Source organism: Bacteroides rodentium JCM 16496, assembly GCF_000614125.1.
Classification (GTDB): Bacteria; Bacteroidota; Bacteroidia; order Bacteroidales; family Bacteroidaceae; genus Bacteroides; species Bacteroides rodentium.
On sequence record NZ_BAKJ01000007.1, the window covers coordinates 17,147 to 40,010 of the forward strand.

Here is a 22,864-nt window from a genome sequence, read left to right on the forward strand (position 1 = left end):
TAACCCCTAATGAAGACCACGTCCTCTTTCACCGTCATCGTCACCTTCGTCTGCCTTGCTTTGGTAGGGGTGGCGTTGATACCGTTGCTTCCCGTCAAGCTGAATCCGTCACGCAGCCTGCCCGGCTTTACGGTGGGTTTCAGTATGCCGGGCACCTCGTCGCGGGTGGTGGAGATGGAAGTGACCAGCAAACTGGAATCCATGCTGGCGCGTATCCGCGGAGTGAAGCGGCTGAACTCCACCTCGGGCAACGGCTACGGCAACATTACCGTGGAGCTGGACAAGCATGCCGATGTCGAGGCAGTCCGCTTCGAAGCTTCCACCATCATCCGCCAGACGTGGCCCCAATTGCCCGAAGGGGTCAGCTATCCCACCATTCACATGAAAGTGCCCGACGAGAACGCCTCACGCCCCTTCATGTCCTTCACCCTGAACGCCCCCTCTACCCCGATATTGATTCAGCAGTATGCCGAGGAGCATATCAACCGCGGCTGGCAAGTATCCCGGGCATCTATAAGGTGGAACTCAGCGGTGCCACACCCATGGAGTGGAGGCTGCAGTATGACAGCGAGCAACTGCGCCTGCTGGGAGTCACCCTCTCGGACATCAGCACCGCCGTGCAGCGCCACTACCGCAAAGAATTTCTGGGCACGCACAATGTGGATGCCGGCACCGGCGGCCAGGAATGGATACGGCTGGCACTGGTTCCGGAAAGCGACTCTACCGGCTTCGACCCTGCCGCCATCACCGTGACGACTGCCGACGGGAAACTGCTCCGGCTGGACGAACTGGTCTCTGTGGCCCACATGGAGGAGGAGCCGCAAAGCTATTACCGCATCAACGGGCTGAATTCCGTCTATCTATCCATTACTGCGGAAGAGACTGCCAACCAGTTGCAACTGAACCGTGCCGTCACGGACGCGATGGCAGGCATCCGGCAGCTGCTTCCCGCCGGATATGAAGTGCATACCGGCTATGATGCCACCGAATACATACGCCAGGAGCTGGACAAGATTTACTTCCGCACCGGCCTGACGGTACTCATCCTGCTGGTGTTCGTATGGCTCATTACGCGCAAGCTGAAGTACCTCTTCCTGATTGTCACCAGTCTGTCTGTCAATATCGCGGTGGCGCTCATCTTCTACTGCCTCTTCGGACTGGAGATGCAGCTCTATTCGCTGGCGGGCATCACCGTTTCGCTGAATCTGGTGATAGACAGTACTATCGTGATGACCGACCACATCCTGCACCGGCGCAATCTCAAAGCTTTCATGTCGGTGCTGGCGGCCACCCTCACCACGATGGGGGCGCTGGTCATCATCTTCTTCCTCGACGAGAAGATACGGCTCAACCTGCAGGACTTTGCGGCGGTGGTCATTATCAATCTGGCTGTTTCACTGATGGTGGCATTGTTCTTTGTTCCGTCCATGATTGAGAAGATAGGGCTGGTGAAGCGGGGTGCAGGAAAGAAGAAGAGCCGCTTTGCCTTGCCCGGGGTGACACAAATGTTCAGAACAAGGCCGGGACGGATTTTCCGCCGTTTGCCCGTTTACTTCTCCCGTTTCTACTCTGTCCTCATCCGTTTTCTGTGCCGTTGGCGCTGGGCTGTATGCCTGCTGTTGCTGTTGGGTTTCGGTCTGCCCGTATTTCTGCTGCCGGACAAGTTGGAAGGAGACGGGAGATGGGAGGCCGCTTACAATAAGGTGTTCGGTTCGCCGGCCTATAAGGAGTCGGTAAAACCCGTTGTGGACAAGGCACTGGGCGGCAGCTTACGGCTTTTCATACAGAAGGTGTACGAGGGCAGCTACTTCACCCGCAATGAGGAGGTGGTGCTCTATGCCAACGCCAACCTTCCCAATGGCAGCACGCTGGAGCAGATGAATACCTTGATGAAGCGTATGGAGACTTATCTGAGCGGTTTCAAGGAAATCAGGCAGTTCCATACTTCCATCTACAGCCCCCGGCGTGCCAGTATGCAGATTTATTTCAAGAAGGAAGCCCGGAACAGCGGTTTCCCCTATACACTGAAAGCCAATATGATAAGCAAGGCGCTGGAACTGGGAGGCGGCAGCTGGGGCATCTACGGATTGCAGGACCAGGGGTTCAGCAATGATGTCCGCGAGAATGCCGGCTCCTACCGCATCAGGATGTACGGCTACAACTACGACGAACTCTATGAGTGGGCGGAGAAGCTGAAGGCCAAGCTGCTGACGCACCGGCGCATCAAGGAAGTGCTCATCAATTCGGAGTTCTCCTGGTGGAAGGACGACTATCAGGAATTCTACTTCAACCTGAACAAGGAGCGCATGGCGCAAGAGGGCATCGATGCGCAAGTGCTTTTCTCTGCGGTGCGCCCCATCTTCGGCAGGAACCTGGAGATTGGCTCGGTGGCTACGGAGCAGGGGTCGGAGAAAATCAAGCTCTCTTCCCGCCAGTCTGCCGAATATGACATCTGGGCGATGCAGTTCTTTCCCTATGGGGCAGGCAACGGCAAGCATTACAAGCTTTCCGAACTGGCCACGGTGGAAAAGGGACAGATGCCGCAGGAGATTGCCAAAGAAAACCAGCAGTACCGCCTCTGCCTGCAATACGAATATATCGGCTCCAATGAGATGGGCAACAAGATACAGAAACGTGACCTGGAGGAATTCAACCTGCTGCTGCCGATGGGCTATACAGCCGAGTCGGACAGCGACAGTTGGGCATGGGGCGAGAAGGACAACCGCCAGTACCTGCTTCTGCTGGTGGTGATAGCCATCATCTTCTTTACCACCAGCGTCCTGTTCAACTCCCTGAAGCAGCCGCTTGCCATCATCTTTGTGATTCCGGTTTCTTATATCGGGGTATTTCTTACTTTCTATTGGTTCCGGCTGAACTTCGACCAGGGCGGTTTTGCCTCGTTTGTCCTGCTGTGCGGCATCACGGTGAATGCCAGCATCTACATCCTGAACGAGTACAACAGCATCCGCCGCCGCTTCCCCCGTCTTTCCGCCTGCGTGCCTACGTCAAGGCGTGGAATGCGAAGGTTGTTCCCATTTTCTTGACGGTGGTTTCTACCATTCTGGGATTTATCCCCTTCATGGTGGGCACGGATAAGGAGGCTTTCTGGTTTCCGCTGGCGGCAGGCACCATTGGCGGATTGTTGATGTCCGTCATCGGTATCTTCTTTTTCCTGCCGGTTTTTGTGCTGCGGCGGCGTGATTGTCTTCGGAAGTGTGCGGGGATGGAACCGGAAAGACACGGATTGGGCTGATTCAGCAGATTTTATTCTTAAAAGCCCGATTTATGCGCCTAAGCCGCAATATCCTATTATCAACTTACTTTTGAAGTCCTTGCTCCACTTTTACCGTTACATACATCTGGTTACGGCTTGTGGGATTGTTCGGCTCCGTCATTTCCAATACCCCTGCACCAATCATCGGATTGATATAGACATTCATTACATTTTTCCGGGCTTTCAGTCCCAGATACTGCATAATGTCAAACAAAGACTTCGGTTCGGAGCAAAACTCCAAAAGTTGCTGTTTTCTCACATCCTGCTTGTGTCGTTTTCTTGTGTCGTTTTCTTGTGTCGTTTTCTTATGTCGTTTTCTTGTGTCGTTTTCTTGCGTCGTTTTCTTAACGGTGGCTGTACCCAATTGCATGGTCAATACTACATAGTCCGGACGTGTTTCCTCGGCTACAGTAGGAAGCGGCCAGCCCAAAGACTGCCAACCGCTCACAATCTTATCCACGCCGCTACCGGCTTTCTCGGCACGTCCCAGCCGCATGAACATCTTTTGCAGAATCGGATTACGACAAATGCTGCGCCCTCCTTCGAAATACTGCTGTTTAGAAACCAGCATCATCCCCGGATTCATAAAGACAAGGCTCTCATCGGTACGTTCCACAACGATATGTCCTTGCGCATTTACATCTTGGTGGATAATGCAATTGATGAGTGCTTCTCTCACGGCATCGTGAGCCGGTGTCTCTTCCTGACGCACCCCGTCTTTCATCATGAACGGACGTGGCAGGGATTGTATCAGCCGATTATATACCCTTATATAGAATTGATAAAGGTTGGCTTCCCACAAGCCGTCCGGATAGATACGGTTTGTCCACCTTATATCTGGACTGTCAGTCGCTATACGTTCACGATAATCCACAAAATACATCGGGTCGCCCGAATTGTTAGTAATACTGTCGTATTTACCGAACATCAGAATACCGGCCAACGTGAATCCCTCTTTACCGGTTTCATATTCCGTAGCGTATGCTCCTAACTTTTTTAAGAAATCCATGTCGTTTATACCGATCCAAGGATGGGACGGCTGTAAGCTGGCGATGGTTTGTCGATATTGATGCAAGGATTCGATGTCTATGTCCCTTTCAAAGTCAAAGCCCACAAGGATACGTCCGTCCTGTGAATGACGGTCATGTTCGGCGTCCGCAAACATTCGTCTTATCTCCGCATCGGTACAGAGATAATCGCCCTCGTGATTCCTCCGGTAAGTGTTCCCGAATGGATTGGAACCGATATACACGGGACGTAACTCGTAACTCGCACGTGGAATATCGCATATCAGTATATACGATTCTCCGGCTTTTTCTATTCTTATATCTGATTCACGGGGAAGACAGGTGCTTATCTTGCCTCTGTTATGGGCGCAATCCCAAAAGTTCTTTTTATGACGTACAATGGTTTCTTCCGTAAGTCCATCAAAGAAAAATTGGTTGTTTTTTTCCACCACACCCAGTACAATCGTACCACCATTTGTATTGGCAAAAGCCGAGTAGCTCTCCCAAAAACTGCCGGGAAATCCTCCGCGTGCCGATTTGAACTCGATTTCCGAAGTCTCGCCTTGACTTATCAATGCCTTGATTCTTTCGTATTGATCTATTGTATGTTCTGCCATAATCGAACAATTTTAAGGGCGCAACAATTCCCTGCGGCTCACGTTGAGTAACTCTGCAATTCGTGAGAGGGTGTATAAATCCGGCTGACAGGTATTCGTACACCATTTCGATACCGTCGTCGGGTTTACGCCCAACTGTTCGGCCAACCACATATTCGTTTTCCCGGCTTCAGCCAAGACAGCTTTTATACGGTTTATCTCCTTTCCCATTTACCAACAAATTGTTTTTTAATGCAAAGATAATTGTTTTTATTGATAAATCAGCCTTAAATGACAGCTTTATCGAAACAGGGAATTTTCCGTTGTTTGATTAGGGGCGGGTCGCAAATACTCCTTGGTTTTTTTGTCATATTTCTCAGCACTCAGCACGAATCGCTGCAACGGTCTTTAAACCAAAGCATTAGACTGTGTTGAGAACCGTGTTGAGAGCGTGCTGAGAAATCGTCCTCAGCACGCTCTTTTGAGCTATTGGGGACTGTTTTCTTCTGTAACTTCCTTATTTACAGCCTTTATATACACTTTGTGCGACCCCCTTCCGATTATGTCCAAATAACCTTTATTAACAAGCAAATTGAGGTCATTCAGCGCCTTGTTCTTCAAAAGTCCCGTGATTCCACTGTAATTAAGTCGGGTGATGAAGGGATGCGTGTCCAGATACGCCATCAGGCGGCTGTATCGCTCCGCGCCGCTCAACTCCTGGCTTTGGCGGAAACCGTAGCCGGGACGCACGCGTTCCAGGAATCCTGCGCACCGCTTGCGGAAGGCGGGCGAGACGCGGAAATGCACCTTTCCGAAGAAAATGCTTTGCGCATGGATTTCTTTCTTGTCTTCGACGGGGCGGGCGGTGAGTCCGGCCGAGAAATATCCCATGTTTCCCAGTTGCACATGGTGTCCTTCGGAAAGATAATAGGAGATGCGGTCCTCCAGTGCCGCCAACAGTCCTTCGATGTCTCCGGGGCTGAAGCTGGACATCCCGCTGATGTCGCTCACCAGGCGTTGGGTGTCGATGGTGCCCTTGTTCACGATGCGCGGATACAAGAGCTGGGGTTTGTTGCCGTCCTTTGTCGGGTTCGGCATGGGTCGGAAGTCATACTGTGCTGCCATAATGCTACTGTTTTAGTTTAATGAATACCTGTTCTGAACCTTTGGAATATCTGTACTTTTTCTCTCCCGTGTAGATGGAAAATGTGGAAAGGAACCGTGCCGGATGCCCGAAAGCTTTATGCTTTTCTTCGTCCCCCGCACGTGGGCTGTCCGGCACCCGTCCGGCAACCGGCAGGCACACCCTTGTGTGCCCTGCAGCCCACGTCGGGGGAACGAGGTTTTGCATGTATCAAAGATACGAAAATAGTAGGGCGAATGCAAGTTTTTGACGTGTGTTTTCTTAATTTTCTTCAAGCATCTGACGCGCTGTGCAATGGCTGTCTCCATGAAGACAAAAGGCTTTGTTTATTTGCATATATGGGGCTTTGTCCGTACCTTGTAGCCGATTAGGAAATGGTTCCTTCTCACGGAATGTTTTTCAAGATAAGCGAAAATGAAAATAACCTTGATACGAACCGATGGAAACACCGGAAAAGAGTGCCTTAGCACCTGCGGGGCGGATGCGTTTATGGAACGGATACGAGTGGAGACGAGGGAACGGTGGGTCAGCGGATTGCGCACGATGGTAGCCTATACGAACGGCAGAGACGGAGGCCGTTACGAACATATAGACCGGTTGCCCCGCATCTGTCCCGGTGTGGAGTTGGGGCGGACGCGTGAGGGAGAACGGAGACTGAAACATTACAACGGCATCGTGCTGCTCGAGGTGCAGCAGCTTGCCGGACCCGCCGAGGTGGAACTGGTGAAGGGGCAGGCGGCGCTTCTGCCGCAGACGTGTGCCGCCTTTGCCGGAAGCAGCGGACGGAGTGTAAAGATTTGGGTGCGTTTTGCCTTGCCGGACGGAGGGTTGCCGCAAGAGGAGGAGCAGATGAAGCTGTTTCATGCGCATGCTTACCGCATGGCCGTGCAGTGCTACCAGCCGATACTGCCTTTCCGCATCTTGCTGAAGGAGCCTTCTCCCTGGGACAGTTTCCGGATGACGCTGGACACCCGCCCCTACTATCATCCGGATGCCGTGCCCTTCTGCCTGGAACAGCCGCTGGCCATGCCCGGCGAGCAGACCTTCCGGGAACGCAAGCAGACGGAGGCAAACCCCTTGCAGCGGTTGCAACCCGGCTACGAGGCTTCGCAGACCTTTACCATGCTGTTTGAGGCGGCCTTGGGCAAGGCGCTCGACGAGGTGGAGCACTGGCGCCGCGGTGACGACCTCCAGCCGCTGATGATACATCTGGGGGAGCAGTGCTACCGGGCGGGCATTCCCGAAGAGGAGGCGGTGAGGCAGATACTGATACACTTCTATCGCCAGGCAGACGAGCAGACGGTGCGTGCCACCCTGCACAACCTCTATCGGGAATGTAAAGGTTTCGGCAAGAAAACGGTCCTTACTCCGGAGCAGGCGACCTGCCTGCAACTGGAAGAGTTCATGGAGCGACGTTATGAATTCCGCCTCAACCAGTTGCTGGGCGACCTGGAATACCGTCAGCGCGATTCCGTCCATTTCTATTTCCAGCCGGTGGACCAGCGTGCCCGTAGCAGTGTGGCGATGGATGCCTTGCAGGAGGGCATCCGCGTGTGGGACCGCGACGTGAACCGCTACCTGACCTCCAACCGTGTCCCCCTGTACAATCCCGTCGAAGAATACCTCTGCAGCACAGGTCGTTGGGACGGGAAAGACCGCATCCGTGCGCTGGCCGACCTGGTGCCGTGCAGTAATCCGCACTGGCGGGAGTTCTTCTACCGTTGGTTTCTGAACATGGTGGCGCATTGGCGGGGACTGGGCAACAAAATGCACGCCAACAGCACTTCACCCCTGCTGATAGGCCCCCAGGGGTGCCGCAAGTCCACGTTTTGCCGCATCATCCTGCCTCCCGAACTGCGTTTCGGCTATACGGACAGCCTGGACTTCAAGAGCAAGCGTGACGCGGAGCTGTCTCTGGGACGCTTCTTGTTGATAAATATGGATGAGTTCGACCAGATAAGCGAGGGTCAGCAAGGCTTCTTGAAGCATCTGTTGCAGAAGCCCGTCGCCAATCTTCGCAAGCCCTACGGCACCAGCATCCAGGAGATGCGGCGCTACGCCTCGTTCATCGGCACGAGCAACCATAAGGACCTACTTTCGGACACCAGCGGCAGCCGCCGCTTTGTCTGCGTGGAGGTGACGGCAACCATCCGCACCAATGTGACGATAAACTACCGGCAACTCTATGCGCAGGCCATGCACGACATCCTGCAGGGCGAACGCTACTGGTTCGACGACGAAGACGAGGCCGTCTTGAAGGATTCCAACCGTGAATTTGAGCAGGTCAGCCCGTTGGAGCAGTTGTTCCACTGCTGTTTCCGTTCGCCGGAAGAGGGGGAGGCGGGCGAATACCTTTCTCCCATGCAGATGCTGGAGGTGATGCACGCCCGCAACCGGGAGATTAAGCTGAACAGTGGCAATGTGAAGTTTTTCGGGAGGATATTGAAGAAGAACGAGGTGAAGTCGAGGCGTGCCAACAAGGGAATACTGTATTGGGTGGTGAGACTGTGATGATTAAAAAATCCGTATATTTGTGTATGCTAAAAAATGAATAATGAAAAAACTGCTATATCTTGGGCTTTTGTCCGTTTGCGGACTGTTAGGTTCTTGCGTAGAGAAGAACGTATTCAATGCTTTTGATAAGGTAGAGAGGTGTATGGATGTATATCCTGACAGTGCATTGCTGCTGTTGGAGCAAATTCCTCATCCGGAGAAGCTTCGTGGCAAGCAGCGGGCAGACTATGCGTTGCTGTTGACACAAGCCCGTGACAAGAATTATCTGGACAGCTTGCAGTCCGATTCGTTGATAAAGTGGGCGGTAGATTATTATAGGGATGGGGAGGATAATGTGAAAGCTGGGAAGGCATTGTTTTATTGTGGGAAAGTGATGCATTTGCAAGGGAATGATACGCTGGCTATGAAAGCGTATCTGGATGCTCGGTCTGTATTGGAAAAAACAGAGGAGTATAAGATGCAAGGTTTGGCGTATGAGTATATCGGTGTTTTGAATGTGGATAGAAAGCTATATAAAGATGCTCTTGATAATTATCAAAGTTCGGTATCTTGTTTTCAGAAGGCAGCCGATACGTTAGGGGTTATATATGTTTATCGGGATATTGCTCGTATTTATTATGTGGAACAGCAATATGACAGCGTTTATAATTATATCAATCGCGCTTTGTCCTTGTGCGAGGAAAAGAGAGAATGCTGCAATTTTGAGCGAGTAATTCCTTCTTTATTACAGGTAAAGGGAATTGCAAAAAGAAATGAAGGGGATTTGGAAAATGCAATAATCTTGTTGAAAACGGCAGTAGAAACAGAGCAAGACAGGCATTCTATGTATCACTATTCGATGTCATTGGGGGATATTTATTTGAATCTAAATGAGTTGGATGAGGCAAAAAGATATTTTACTTTAGCTTTGAATTCTGAAAGGTCTCGTACTCTGGCGGGGGCATACCATTATTTGTATCTGTTGGAAAAGAAACAGAAAAAGTATGTAATGGCTCTCTATTTCAAAGAGAAGTCTGATTCGTTGTTGTCCGTTGACCTGGATGCTAAACATGCATCTCAAATTTTGACTTTGCAACGTAAATATGAAAAAGAAAAACTTCTTTTAGAAAAGGAACAGGTTGAGCGTGAAAAGAAAATGCAGCTTTATTTTTGGATGGCAGTAGTCTTGTCTATTATTTTGTTATGTCTTATCTCGTTTTTTCTTTTGAGAAAGAGATACGAAGAGATGTTCCGGAAAAATATGCAAGTAATAAAGGAGAATGAGTGCATGATTAAACGATATGTTTATGAACTTGATGTGTTGAAACAAAAAGCAGGTGAAACAGCGGAAATAGATAGAGAGAAGATTGGTAAATTGAATCAAAAGATTTTGCTGTTGGAGGGTGAGAATAGAAAAATACGTGAAAATTTATGTGTAAATGGTGTTTATCTCTTGGAGCAATTGAAGAAGGAAAAGTTGATTGTGAAGAATATGACCAAACAAGAGAAAGAACAGCTCCTTGAATACATGGATTTGATATATGGTAATTTGATTTCTCGGTTAAAGAAAGATTTTAAATTAACGAGTGGTAACCTGATATTGATAGCTTTGCTTAAAGTCGGTTTCACTACCACTGAGTTGATGTTTACTTTTGACTGCGAGATGAATTCTATTTTTACGAAAAAACGGAGATTGAGGGAGAGCTTAAATTTGGATACTAATGATAAATTGGAAGAATTTATAACTCTTTATTAGAAGAACTTCTTGCTTTTCGTCCACTAACTTAGTAACTTTTTATTTAGTATTTTCTTGATATATAGCTTGTTATTCCCTTTTGTATTGTCCACTTGTACTTTCCCTGAGAAGTGATTAAATTGCTATCTTTGTTACATTCAAAACTAAAGATACTATGAAATCATTTTTTATTTTGTTAGGTTTATACTGCTTCTTTGTAGTAAATGTAGTGAATGGAAAGTCAGTAACCTTTCCTTCGAGAGTAGAAATCATCATGGATGAGAATTTTGATTTACCGGATGGTCCGGGGAATGGTCACCGTTCTATTCCTCCAGTGACTCCTTTTTTAGCATTTTTGAATGATGACCACTCCATTGACTTGGAGTTCTATCAATCTATAGGTGAGATTGAAATTGTAATTTCTCAGAATGGGGATGTTGTTTACTCTTCTACTGAGAATATTGGCTCTCCAATATTGAGAAAAGTACAATTACAGAAAGGCTTAGTTGGTGATTTTTTACTTGAGGTAAAAGGTTTGGATGGAGCTTATGCATTCGGTAGATTTACTATTCATTAATAATGGCTATATAGCACTATGAAACAAATCTCATTTTGCATCACTTGTATGAATCGGCTTAAACATTTACAAGAAACTTTGGAGAAAAATATTCTTGATAATTTCTTAGTAGATGAGGTGGAGTTTGTTGTGCTGGATTATAATTCGCAAGATGGATTAGAAGAATGGATTGCTCAATCTATGATGAAATATATTGAGATGGGTATTCTTGTCTATTATAGGACTACTGAGCCGGTTCATTATTTGCGGAGTCATAGCCGGAATATGGTGTTTAGATTAGCCAAAGGTGATGTGGTATGTAACTTGGATGCAGATAATTATCTGGGGAAAGGCTTTGCTGAGTTTATGCTGAAGGAGTTTCAAGAGAAGAAGAAAATATTTTATATTAGTAATCTTTGTGTACGTGATGTTTTTGGACGAATATGTTTGAGGAAACAAGACTTTATTGCAATAGAAGGTTATAATGAGGCTTTGGTAGGCTATGGATTTGAGGATGCAGAATTATTTGACCGATTGTTGAATAAGGGAATTAAACACCATGTTTTTTTTCAGAAGGAGTTTTATGGTGCTGTGACACATCCTGATGAAGACAGAATATCGCAAGAAGCCATGTTTAAGAATCTTCAGTGTATATATCTGAATTATATAAATCCGTGTTTAACAGAAATTTTGATTTTGTATGTTGACGGTAGTGTCGGTTTTGGAATCATTCAAGATAATGTGACTTTGAACTGTAATCTTGTTGATGCGCCTTATGGAGTAAAACGCTGTATGGATGAAAGATTTCGGATAACGATAAAACATAAATGGGAAGAAGGAACGTGGACTGATATAGAAAATGAAGTAGTGTTGGATTTCAAAGATAAAAGGATGCTATTCAGTAAAAACTTGAACGGACTATTAAGCTGTCATCAACAATACTATAAAATTACTGATACTAACCTTGTTGTGAAAATAATTATGGTAGTTACAGAGGCCTTAAATTTCTATAGAATGAAAGAGATTGTTGATAGTTGTAAAACTGTGAATTCGGAAGGTTTCGGTTGGGGAACGGCCTATAAGAATTTTGATTATGCTCATCAAATCGTTTTATCGTAATATGAAACCAATATATAGAATTATAAGTGGAAAGGCTTGGTATTGTCTCTCGATTTTTTATTCGAGAAATGCTTGGCTTAATTTGCTATTGGAAATTTCCTCATTTTATTATGATAACGAAAAGCTGTTTCATCGTTGTTTAATTTATCTTTCTGAGGAGCGAGGCGAGCATATAAGGATAACTTTTTCATCAGATGTTGACAATATTGATGTTATACAAAATAGAATTGAAGGTCATTTTTTACTTTTTCTGAAAAATAATGCATCTGGTCTTTCTAAAGAATTGCCTTTGGGAAAAGAACTTTGGTGTCATTACTCTAATAATACTTTAGTTTGGAATCAATACGAAATGCAATATCAAAATATGGATTTATCATTTGACGCACAATTGTTGGCATGTCTTTCTGGTTTTCAGAATGCGGGTCAGACAAAAGAGAGAGAGCAGGAAGAGGAAAACGCTTTTGATTTGTTGGAACAAATACAACAAGAGGTGGCTGCTGCTCCAAGTGAAATAAGTCTTGCTAAGTGGGGATGTTTGGTAGAGTGTTTGGTGCAGAATTCTTTTGTGGATGCAGAGTTGGATGATTTGCTTGCGGAAACGGATGAGCTTCTGATATCTTTGTGGCATGAGTTGGATGTACCTTATGTGAATATATCTCAATTATTATTATGGATGGGTGATTATTTTCTGTTTCGTTTCTGCGATGAACGCTCGCAAATCCGTTCTCGCTTTTTTCAAGTCATAGAGCAGATATTGTTTCGTATCGTACAGCTTTTTCTGAAACCTGAACATTCGGATATATATATGGAACCTATTTTTTTGTTTCCAACTAATTTGTGGCAGGATATGGAATGGTGGCTACAGCGTATTGATGAATATAGTGTATGTCCATTGGCAAAAGAAGCTTTGAATAATTTGTATGTTTTGCGCGACTCGGAAGCTTTGTTGCATAGCAATTCTCCCAAGGATGTGCTACGTTGGCGGCTTCGTAACGGTTATTTCTCTAAATATAATATGTTTTGAGAAAAAAAATTGTGATTTTCTGCATGGAGGGTTAGGGATAGGATATTATTTGATAAATAGGCAGCAAAAAATAGGGGATTGATATGATGTTGAACTATTTGGACGTTTCTGCTATCTATGATTCAAATGATTCTGTAAAGTGGTTGTCATATTATTCTCCTGATTCCAGCAAGCTTGGTGTTAATCTGTCTCTTTCGCACGGGATATCAGGAATTATTGCATGTTTGTTGAGATTGATAAAAATGAATACTGATTATGAAAGAATAAATCTTGTCGTGGAGTATGCGATGCGCTTCGTCTTTAGTCAGCAAAATTCAGTGGAAGGGTTGTCTCGTTTCCCAACGTATTCTCAAGATAATACTGCTAAAACGTTGTGGAGTAGATTAGGATGGTGTTATGGAGATCTTGGCATAGCATATACATTGTTTCGTGGAGCTAAAGAAATCGGAAATGGATTATGGATGCGTGATGCTTTAGATATATTGCAATATAATGCAACGAGAAAAGATTTAAAAAAGAATGCAGTTTTTGATGCTGGTGTTTGTCATGGAGCATCTGGAATAGCTCATCTGTTTTTGCGACTTTACTTGGAAACAAACAATATGCTCTTTTTTGAAACTGCTGAGTATTGGTATGATAAAACTTTGGATTTTGCTAAATATAATTCAGGACCAGCCAAATATAAAAGGTGGATAGAGAGGGAAATATTGGTTGATGACTTCTCTTTACTCGAAGGTATTATTGGAATTGGATTGTGTATTATGTCCAAGTTGAAACCACAACTAATTGATTGGGATGAATGTATTTTACTTAGTTAGTAACGTTAACTCGTATTTGATGTAAAAATAATTGTTTAATTAAAACATGATGTCATGAAAAAAATTAAAAAGCTCACTTTGAATAAAGAAGTGATTTCTACCTTAAACAAAAAAGATATGTCCTTTATAAATGGAGGATGTAATGGTGCTACTACAACTGTTTGTGGAAATTCTGGAACACAGTCAATAGGATGTATGACTAGGGGGTCTTGTGACATCTACTCAATTTCTGATAGAGGATGTTATATACAGACTGAAGCTTGGTATTGCGTTGGCTGTATATGATTTGTGTGTAGAATATGAAATTTCCGTAAGTGCCGTAGTGTACTTGCGGAAATTGTATCTAAAAACTTAATATGTATTGTTATGAAAAAAATGATTTTAGTGTATGCTTTGATGGCTTTTATAGCCCTATTTCTAATACTTAGGTTCGTATCTATATCAAATAACATAAATTTGCAAAAAGGAATTGTTAGAAGTGTATCTGCTACAGAGCATAATGATATTATCATAGAATTGGAGAACGATTCTTTTTATTATATAAATAGAGGTATGGAAAGTAAAATAAATTATGAATGGTTTCAGAATTATTTGCCGGGTCATGAAATTGAGTTACACATTCAAAGTGAGCATTTGTTTGGGTCAAATAGCAACCGTATTCTTGAAGTGAGCATAAATGATTCTTGTGTATATAAAAGTGATTTATACTAGTATCAATAGTTCGTTAATAATTTGATAACGGCTATGCGGCTAGAGCCTCACAGCCAAATAGTTCTTTGACAAGTTTGATATTTAAAGTTGAATTCGGGTCAATCCCGCTTGCATCAAAAAATCTTTTTATGAAGTGAGCATTGACCATCAGTGACTTAATTCTCCCTATTGAGAGTGATGTATTAGTCTCCTTTCTCATCAGTTTGACAACGTTTATGGCCGCCAAAGAAGCATTATAGGCAAAATCTAAAGCCACTTCACTTCTTCCTTGACAATCAAGCAGTCCTGTAAACTGATGCCCATCACGAAAGCAAAATTCGATTTGAAACCTAGTGCGATAAATATCGTAGATATGGATTCCGTAAGCTGTTACATCAGTAGAGAAGTACAATCTGTAATCCCCATTCGGAAGGATATGTATGACGAGCTTTATCTTTTGTTCCAGCGCTTTGCTCCATACAATCAACTCGTATGCGCTACCTTCTGACAAATCAATGAACAGCCTGGTCATTCTGGAGGTATCAAGGTTTTCAAAATCAACTTTTCCATCGTACTTCTTTGGGCGTCCCCGTTTCCCGGTTCGTTCGCCTTCGTACATGATAGAAAAGAACAGAGTTTGCTCTTAATCGAGATATCAGTTCAAATCCTATTTCCTTGAGTCCTGTGACAAAAGTCTTATTGGAGAAAGCAGCATCAGCTACGACTACATTGGTTATTTTCAACAGGTTGTCTTTATATCGTTTCAAAACAGAAAGGTACCACTCGGGTAAGGTCAGATTTTCAGCGGCTAGTTCAATGGCATTTTTTGTTTGTACAGCACGAAGCATCATGCAGTCTTTAATGTCTGCATCAACTAAGCCAATGCCTAAAATCTCTAATCCATGTTTGACGGCTGAAGCACATCCTGACCAAAATCGCCCTATGTGTGCAGTTTTCTTCCCGGCTTTGGATACATAGCTCGGATCAATGGCTATTGCAAGACGCTTCAACCCGTATTGGAATCTGTTAGATGCAAGATTCATATTGAATTGCATCCAGTCAAAATCTCGGGCAAAAGTTTGCCGATAGCACTGTTCTGAACGTCTTCCGTAGCGCCCCAGCTGAAGGAAATTTATCTTTCTTGGTATACACATGATTAAAATAAGTATCTCAATGATGTTTCCTTTAATTCTTTTGTTTACCTTTGTGGAAACTCCGAAGAAACCTCTCTGGCAGATTCTCTCATAATGGTCAAGTAGCTCGAATATTTGCATAACTTTAATGTCCTAGGAAAACAGCAAAGTTGATGATAGTCAGCGACTTGACCAACTTTTTATCATCAAGTCATGTTAATAACTATCTAATTTTTAACGAGTTACATCAATCTGGTTAACGCCTCGTTGATGATATAAATTGATTAAATTAAAAATTTACCGAAGTATTGTAATTAATGATACGTAAGTTATGAAAAGAATAAATGTAGTTATAGTATTATTCTTAATACTGGGATGGATTGGATGCAGTAAGGATGACAAAGCTGCCAATGTAGTTATGGTAGATATTGCTGGAAATTATCCTAAAAGGGAGCTGCTTCTTCAGGATTTTATGGATGTGGAATACATTCCGTTGGAAACGAATGATGAATTCATTACGCAGGGTGATGTGATGGCTATTGGCAATAAATATATTGTAGTGAAAAACTGGAATAATGATGGTGACATCTTCCTTTTTGACAGAAAAACTGGTAAGGGTGTGAGGAAGTGGAATCGCCGGGGGCAGGGTGCTGAGGAATATACTTTTATCAACGGAATTGTGTTAGATGAAAGTAAAGAGGAATTGTTTGTGAATAATACTCCTTCCAAGAAAATTCTTGTTTATGATTTTTTAGGCAACTTCAAACGAAGCTTCAACCATGTAGAGGGTACTGAATTTATGGATGTGCTCAATTATGATGAAAATAGTTTAATTTGCTATGATATGTCTGTATATTACAATGAAGGAAAGTCGAAAGAAAAACCGTTTTATCATATGATAATATCGAAAAAAGACGGAAGTGTGGTGAAAGGGATTCCAGTTCCATTTGATATTGTCAAAGCACCTTTTGTGCAAAAAGGGGATGGTATAGCAGTAGCTTCTGTACGTCCGATAATACCGTATAAAGGTGATTGGTTGCTTGTAGAAACATCCACTGATACGGTGTACAACTATGTATCGAAAGAAAACAAATTATGCCCGTTTTTGGTGAAAACTCCTTCTGAGAATCCTGAAATTCTTCTTACCATGGGGGCGGTTACAGAACGTTATTATTTCATGCAAACGATACAAAAGGTATTCGATTTTGATAAAAGAAGAGGATTCCCTACTATCAGTGTGGTGTATGACAAGCAAGAGAATGCAGTATTCGATGCTATTGTGCGTAATGGTGACTTTGCTAAACTGCAAAGTGTAGATATGGTATCCCATCCGATAAATAGTGGTGAAATAGCTGCTTTTCAGACGTTGGCAGCCAATCAATTGGTGGAAACTTATGAAAATAATGAGCTGAAAGGGAGAGCCAAAGAAATTGCTGCAGGATTGAATGAGGAGTCAAATCCCGTTGTTTTGTTATATAAATATAAGAGTTTGACTGAAGAATAATTAATTTTAATAATTGGTGAAATCGGTTCATTAAAGATATGAAGCAGATATTCCCATATTATCGTCAGCTTGATGCTATGGATTGTGGCCCGGCTTGTCTGCGTATGATAGCTCTTTACTATGGAAAGAGCTATTCATTGCAGACTTTGCGTGCCCGTTCTTTTATTTCTCGCAATGGCGTTTCCATGTTAGGCATCAGCGATGCCGCTGAGTCTATTGGTTTCAGAACGTCCGGAGTTCGTGTCTCTTTTGAACAATTGGTGGAAGATGTTCCTCTGCCTTGCATTTTGCATTGGAATCAGAGTCATTTTGTGGTTTGCTATGATATTAAGAAAAAGAGAGGGCAATACACGTTTAGGATAGCGGACCCGGCAACTCAGTTGGTTACGTATAATGAACAGGAACTGAAACGATGTTGGTTGGCTATCAAATCGGACGGAGAAGAAAAAGGAACGGCACTTGCACTGGAACCCACTCCTGACTTTTATAATGGTGAGGGAGAACCGGAACTGAAAGAAAGAGGGCTGCGTTTTTTTTCCGTTATCTGACTCCCTATAGAAAAGAGTTGTTCCAGCTGATATTGGGCATGTTGGTGGTGAGCTTACTTCAGCTTATCCTGCCTTTTCTTACGCAAGCCTTGGTGGATGTGGGTATCAGTGACGGAAATTTGAGCTTTATTACTTTAGTGCTGGTTGCGCAGATTATAATCTCGGTATCACAACTATCGGTAGAGTTTATCCGTAGCTGGATATTGTTGCATGTGAATACGCGTATATCCATCTCCCTTATTTCGGACTTTTTGGCAAAGTTGATGAAGTTACCGCTTCATTTTTTTGACACGAAGATGGTGGGAGACATTATACAGCGCATTGGTGACCATGACCGTATAAAGAATTTTCTGACAGGTTCTTCTATTAGTACGCTCTTTTCCTTTGTCAGTTTTTTCATCTTTGCTATTGTACTTGCTTACTACAATTTGGTGGTATTGGGAATCTTTCTTTTAGGTAACAGCTTGTATATCGCTTGGATACTTGCTTTTATGAAATATCGCCGTGAATTGGATATCCGTCGGTTTGCACAAGCAGCCGGAGAACAGAGTAACCTTGTGCAGATGGTGACTGCCATGCAGGAGATAAAGTTGAACAACTGCGAGACACAGAAGCGCTGGCAGTGGGAGCGTATTCAGGTGAAACTGTTTAAAATCAGCGTAAAAGGGTTGGCGCTGGGGCAGGTACAGCAAGTAGGTTCTGTGTTTTTCAATCAGACCACGAATATTATAATCTCGTTTATTGCCGCAAAGGCGGTGGTGGAAGGGGAGATGACACTGGGTATGATGATGTCTCTGACTTATATCATCGGTCAGCTCAGTGCGCCGGTCTCTTCTTTTATAGGATTTGCGCAGCAGTTTCAGGATGCCAAGATAAGTCTGGAACGGCTGAATGAGGTACATGGGAAACCGGACGAGGAGCAGGATATTGCTTCAAAATTGTCTGTTTTGCCTGAGAAGCGGGAACTGAGAATGGAAAATGTGTGCTTCAGTTACGATGGAGCGGATAGAGACTATGTGCTGGATAATGTCTCTTTGGTGATTCCCGAACATAAAGTGACAGCTATTGTAGGTGCGAGCGGGAGTGGAAAAACCACTCTGGTGAAACTGATGCTGGGTTTCTATTCGCCCAATAAAGGAAGCATGAAGGTAGGGGATGCTTCGTTGGAGAACATAAATCCTCATTTGTGGCGTGCCAAGACGGGAGCGTGATGCAGGATGGGTTTATCTTTTCGGAAACCATTGCGCAGAATATTGCTGTGGGAGAGGAGCAGGTTGATGTGGAGCGGCTACGTCACGCCGTGACGGTGGCCAATATCCGTGATTTCATAGATTCTCTTCCATTGGGATATAACACCAAAATCGGTATGGAGGGGAATGGTATCAGCCAAGGGCAGAAACAACGTTTGCTGATAGCACGTGCTGTGTATAAAAATCCGGAATTTCTTTTCTTTGACGAAGCTACTAATGCCTTGGATGCAAATAATGAAAAAGAGATTATGGAACATCTGCATGAATTCTATAAAGGAAAAACCGTGGTGGTAGTGGCGCATAGGCTCAGCACGGTGAAGGATGCCGATAAGATTGTGGTACTGGATAAGGGATGCATTGTGAGGAAGGTACCCATCGGGAACTGACGGAACGGAAAGGACTATATTACCGGCTGGTTAAGAACCAGTTGGAATTGGGTAGTTAATGAATGGAGGAAGAAAAGAAATATAAAGATATAGAACTCCGCAGTGAAGAAGTGCAGGAGGTGATGAACCATATCTCTCCCTGGGTAGTGAGGTGTGGAATCACTGTCTTGGCGTTGATTTTGCTGATAATACTGGTTGGTTGTTGGATATTCAGGTATCCGGACACCTTGGCGGCAGAGGTGACTCTGGCTACGGAAGAGCCTCCCGCCTTTGTGCTGTCACATGCTACGGGGAAGCTGGATACACTTTATGTGAAGAATGGGAGCCTGGTGAATGCGGATGCGGATTTAGGAGTGATTGGCAATGCTGCGTCTTCTGAAGATGTGCGTTTTCTTAAGGAGAGGATGAAAGACTGGGAAGTGCAAGATTATGACTGGCGGAAAGGAGTGGAGTTTTTTGCCGGTAGGCGCTGGCAGTTGGGGGAACTGCAATCGGCTTTTGCAGCTTTCATTACTTCACTTACAGAATATGCACGTTTTATGGAGTTGGACTATTACGCTCGGAAACTTCGTTTTCAGGAAAAACAACTGGGTGGACAACGCTCCTATCTTCGGTTGGCAGAACGGGAATATGAGTTGATTGATAAGGATATAAAGCTTGCCAAGAACATGTATACCCGTGACTCTATTCTATATGTGCGCAAGGCTATGATTGCTGCGGAATTTGAGGAGTCTGGAAGCAGATATTTGCAAAGTTTGCGTGCTAAAGAAGAGGTACGTATGAGTTTGCTTCAGGCAGAAATGCAGTTGGTGCAACATGAGGAGAATATGTTGGATATACGTAAGCAAGCATACGATGAGGAACAGAGTCGCCGGACTGATTTAAAGAATGCCATCGGGCAGTTGTCCGCGCAATTAAGTGCATGGGAGCACTCTTATTTATTGAAAAGTCCGGTCAGGGGGAAGGTTACTTTTATGACGGTTTGGAGTCGTAACCAGAATGTGAAAGCCGGTGAGACGGTTTTCACGATTCAGCCATCCGACAGTTCAAGGGTATTGGGTAAGGCTCTACTTCCTTTGCAGGGTTCGGGTAAGGTACATGTGGGACAGCGGGTGCATATACGTCTGAATAATTATCCCGACCAGGAGTTTGGCTATGTAAAAGGGCAGGTTGCAAGTATCTCTCCTGCTCCAACGGAAGAGGGAATGTATATAGTGGAAATAACTTTGCCTGACGGCATGCAGACCAACTACGGCAAACTGCTACCTGTTTCGCGTGAGTTGAAAGGTACGGTAGACATTATCCTTGCTGACAGGAATGTGCTGGAAAGGTTGTTGGCTCCGTTGAGGAAAGTGGTGGAATATGAAAAATAGTTCTATGGAAATTTCGTAATTCATTTGTTTTTAGTATGTTTGTGCTATTCGTATATATATAGTATGAAATACTAAGGAAGAGGATGTTCTTATGAAAGTATGAAAAGAAGAGTTAAAGCATTGACTGTTGTTTTGGCAATATGTCTTATAACTGTTTTTATTCGATGTCAGTCGAATGAAACTCTTATTCAGCAACTTATAGTTGTTGTGAATGGGGATTCTATTGAGATGGTTTTTGTGAAAGGAGGTACATTTATGATGGGATGTACAGATGAACAGGGATGTGACTGTGAGGATAATGAGAAACCTGCACGTAAGGAGTCGGTATCTGATTTTTACATAGGAAAATATGAGGTTACTCAAAGGCTGTGGAGGGCGGTTATGGATACTGATTCCATTTTGCCGTTTAATGGGGGATGCGAAGATTGCCCGATGGAAAATGTAAGCTGGAAAAATGCGCAGGAGTTTATCGGTAGATTAAATGCTATGACCGGTAAAACATTTCGCCTTCCGACTGAGGCCGAATGGGAATATGCAGCGCGTGGCGGACACAAAAGTAAGCACTATAAATACAGTGGCAGCAATCAGGTAAGTGAAGTGGCTTGGTATGTTGGGAATTCCTCTGGTGGACAATATGGAGAAGCTGGAACTACCCGTCCGGTAGGTCTGAAAAAAAGCAATGAATTGGGATTGTATGATATGAGTGGCAATGTTTGGGAGTGGTGCGGTGATTTGTACACTAAAGAATACAAGCAAGGTGGTAAGTCTATCCATCCGGGATGGCCTTTTGAGGGTACTTATCTTTTTTTCCGCCGAATATTGCGAGGTGGAAGTTGGGGAGGAACAACAAAGGGGTGTCGGGTGTCGTACATTGATTACGACATTGAGAATTATAGTGACGAGTATGGAGGTTTTCGCCTTGTGATGGAGCCGGAATCGATTAAATAATGTAATTAATGATGATAAGTGATATTTTACTACTTTCAGAGTAATGAATAAAATGGTATGAGATATATGTGGAAATTCTTTTTATTATTGATGTTGGTTGTAACTTCGTGTTCCGAAAAGCAGATTGATAGCAATGTAATTAATGTTGCGGGAGCAATGAGTAGATTGTCAGAAGGACAATCTGTACAAAATTTGTTTTCCAGCATAAGTTATATTCCTTTGGAGACTAATGAGCAGGCTATTATTGGAAAATATCCGGAGTGCATAATTATGGATAGTGCGATATTGGTATCTTCTGTCCATCAGAATCTGAAGCTTTTTGACCGTACTAACGGGAAGTATATTCGGGATATTGGACACGTAGGTACTGATCCGGAAGGATATGCAAAGGATTCATGGGGAAAAGTGAGCTTTTGGACTGATACGGTTCGGAGAACCGTTTATCTATTGGGATGGAATAATGATTTCCTACTATATGGATTTGATGGGAAATATAAGGATAGAATTCGATTGCAAGATACAGTAAATTGTATTTTGTCCCAAAATTACTATTTGATGGATGCGGACAGAATTTGGGGACATAATAAAATGAAACTCTCTCCGGAGACACCATCAGTCTTTTATATGGATAGAAATACGATGTCATTGACCGGTATTGCTACATGGAATTCAGCCCTGCTTCCCATGGATGAGGTTTTGTCGGTTTCAAATTTGTTGGGGGCAATGTTGCTTATGGAGGTGACTTGGCAATGGCAGAATTTGTGGGTGACCGGAAATATTATACGGCAATCAATAGCCCTTCGTTATGGAAATCTAAGGATGCCATCCGAGTGAAACAAGCTTTTAATGATACTATCTATACTATTTCAGAGCAGGGACTTACTCCATATCTGGTTTTTGAACTGGGTGAGTGGCACTGGAATGAGCAGCAGCAATTGGATGTAGAAGGATGTGATAAAAAAATAGCCATAGACTATATTCTGGAGAATGCAGAGTACATCTATTTCCATTTTCATACAAGCTTATATTTAGAAGCAAGTCAGTCATATTGTGGATTTTACCATAAGGAAAAGAAAACTGTTGTTTGCCAAAAGGGTGATAGCTTATTTGATAAAATGAATAATCAGCATATCCAAATCAGGGGAGTCACTTCGGATGGACATTTTTTTGCTTTGTTACAACCGGATGAACTCAGTGATGATAATCAACGGAGAATGGGAGTAGAAGAGGAAGGTAACCCTATTATGGTCATGCTTTATTAAGTAC

18 protein-coding genes and 2 pseudogenes are annotated in these 22,864 nt (G+C 44.0%); 15 read left to right on the top strand and 5 right to left on the bottom strand.

Going from position 1 to position 22,864, the window contains the following annotated elements:
• The first annotated feature begins 9 nt into the window (after positions 1-9).
• A pseudogene (locus tag JCM16496_RS04595) lies at positions 10-3,253 on the top strand (efflux RND transporter permease subunit).
• A gap of 64 nt (positions 3,254-3,317) precedes the next feature.
• Here the strand turns inward: JCM16496_RS04595 and JCM16496_RS04600 are convergent.
• The 3 genes from JCM16496_RS04600 to JCM16496_RS04610 all read right to left on the bottom strand — a co-directional run bounded on the left by JCM16496_RS04600 (position 3,318) and on the right by JCM16496_RS04610 (position 6,002).
• On the bottom strand, positions 3,318-4,898 hold the full coding sequence (locus tag JCM16496_RS04600; RefSeq protein WP_025832615.1) for an RNA/DNA-binding domain-containing protein: 1,581 nt from the start codon (positions 4,896-4,898) through the stop codon (positions 3,318-3,320).
• Positions 4,899-4,910: 12 nt separating this feature from the next.
• A complete protein-coding gene (locus tag JCM16496_RS04605; protein WP_025832617.1) occupies positions 4,911-5,108 on the bottom strand; it encodes a helix-turn-helix transcriptional regulator in 198 nt (65 codons plus the stop codon).
• Between the two features lie 255 nt (positions 5,109-5,363).
• The gene (locus JCM16496_RS04610; protein WP_025832619.1) at positions 5,364-6,002 is read right to left on the bottom strand and encodes an HU family DNA-binding protein; all 639 of its coding nucleotides are present in this window, start codon (positions 6,000-6,002) and stop codon (positions 5,364-5,366) included.
• Between the two features lie 433 nt (positions 6,003-6,435).
• Here JCM16496_RS04610 and JCM16496_RS04620 point away from each other — a divergent pair, with 433 nt between their 5' ends.
• The 8 genes from JCM16496_RS04620 to JCM16496_RS04650 all read left to right on the top strand — a co-directional run bounded on the left by JCM16496_RS04620 (position 6,436) and on the right by JCM16496_RS04650 (position 14,477).
• A complete protein-coding gene (locus JCM16496_RS04620; RefSeq protein WP_025832621.1) occupies positions 6,436-8,532 on the top strand; it encodes a VapE domain-containing protein in 2,097 nt (698 codons plus the stop codon).
• Between the two features lie 43 nt (positions 8,533-8,575).
• Positions 8,576-10,270, top strand: a complete 1,695-nt coding sequence (locus JCM16496_RS04625; protein WP_025832623.1) for a tetratricopeptide repeat protein — start codon at positions 8,576-8,578, stop codon at positions 10,268-10,270.
• A gap of 154 nt (positions 10,271-10,424) precedes the next feature.
• Positions 10,425-10,826, top strand: a complete 402-nt coding sequence (locus tag JCM16496_RS04630) for a DUF3244 domain-containing protein (protein ID WP_244440242.1) — start codon at positions 10,425-10,427, stop codon at positions 10,824-10,826.
• An 18-nt stretch (positions 10,827-10,844) separates the two neighbouring features.
• Positions 10,845-11,924, top strand: coding sequence for a glycosyltransferase family 2 protein (locus JCM16496_RS04635; protein WP_025832627.1), 1,080 nt, complete (start codon positions 10,845-10,847; stop codon positions 11,922-11,924).
• 1 nt (position 11,925) lies between these two features.
• Positions 11,926-12,948, top strand: coding sequence for a hypothetical protein (locus JCM16496_RS04640; protein ID WP_025832629.1), 1,023 nt, complete (start codon positions 11,926-11,928; stop codon positions 12,946-12,948).
• A gap of 83 nt (positions 12,949-13,031) precedes the next feature.
• Positions 13,032-13,766: a lanthionine synthetase LanC family protein gene (locus JCM16496_RS04645; RefSeq protein WP_025832631.1), complete on the top strand. Its 735-nt coding sequence runs from the start codon at positions 13,032-13,034 to the stop codon at positions 13,764-13,766.
• 54 nt (positions 13,767-13,820) lie between these two features.
• Complete coding sequence (locus tag JCM16496_RS21425; protein ID WP_128809454.1) at positions 13,821-14,051, top strand: class I lanthipeptide; 231 nt, start codon at positions 13,821-13,823, stop codon at positions 14,049-14,051.
• Positions 14,052-14,132: 81 nt separating this feature from the next.
• Positions 14,133-14,477 carry a hypothetical protein gene (locus JCM16496_RS04650; RefSeq protein WP_025832633.1) on the top strand — a complete coding sequence of 115 codons (345 nt, stop codon included), beginning with the start codon at positions 14,133-14,135 and terminating at the stop codon, positions 14,475-14,477.
• A 31-nt stretch (positions 14,478-14,508) separates the two neighbouring features.
• On the opposite strand, the gene JCM16496_RS23485 is transcribed toward JCM16496_RS04650, so the two are convergent.
• The gene (locus tag JCM16496_RS23485; RefSeq protein ID WP_025832635.1) at positions 14,509-15,075 is read right to left on the bottom strand and encodes a hypothetical protein; all 567 of its coding nucleotides are present in this window, start codon (positions 15,073-15,075) and stop codon (positions 14,509-14,511) included.
• Positions 15,014-15,730, bottom strand: coding sequence for a transposase (locus tag JCM16496_RS23490; protein ID WP_025832637.1), 717 nt, complete (start codon positions 15,728-15,730; stop codon positions 15,014-15,016). The genes JCM16496_RS23485 and JCM16496_RS23490 overlap by 62 nt, the downstream gene beginning before the upstream one ends.
• A 190-nt stretch (positions 15,731-15,920) precedes the next feature.
• Here JCM16496_RS23490 and JCM16496_RS04665 point away from each other — a divergent pair, with 190 nt between their 5' ends.
• From JCM16496_RS04665 to JCM16496_RS23500, 6 genes and pseudogenes are all read left to right on the top strand, one after another.
• A complete protein-coding gene (locus JCM16496_RS04665) occupies positions 15,921-17,093 on the top strand; it encodes a 6-bladed beta-propeller (protein ID WP_025832639.1) in 1,173 nt (390 codons plus the stop codon).
• A gap of 38 nt (positions 17,094-17,131) precedes the next feature.
• Positions 17,132-19,336 (top strand): annotated as a pseudogene (locus JCM16496_RS04670) (peptidase domain-containing ABC transporter).
• 3 nt (positions 19,337-19,339) lie between these two features.
• Positions 19,340-20,650 (top strand): HlyD family secretion protein, encoded by a 1,311-nt coding sequence (locus tag JCM16496_RS04675; protein ID WP_025832641.1) that lies wholly within the window; start codon positions 19,340-19,342, stop codon positions 20,648-20,650.
• Between the two features lie 99 nt (positions 20,651-20,749).
• Positions 20,750-21,598 (top strand): formylglycine-generating enzyme family protein, encoded by an 849-nt coding sequence (locus tag JCM16496_RS04680; RefSeq protein WP_025832644.1) that lies wholly within the window; start codon positions 20,750-20,752, stop codon positions 21,596-21,598.
• Positions 21,599-21,664: 66 nt separating this feature from the next.
• Entirely contained in the window at positions 21,665-22,432 is a 768-nt protein-coding gene (locus JCM16496_RS23495; RefSeq protein ID WP_244440243.1) for a DUF4934 domain-containing protein, read from the top strand.
• Positions 22,348-22,860 carry a DUF4934 domain-containing protein gene (locus JCM16496_RS23500; protein WP_500778593.1) on the top strand — a complete coding sequence of 171 codons (513 nt, stop codon included), beginning with the start codon at positions 22,348-22,350 and terminating at the stop codon, positions 22,858-22,860. Before JCM16496_RS23495 ends, JCM16496_RS23500 begins: the two co-directional genes overlap by 85 nt.
• Positions 22,861-22,864: the final 4 nt, after the last annotated feature.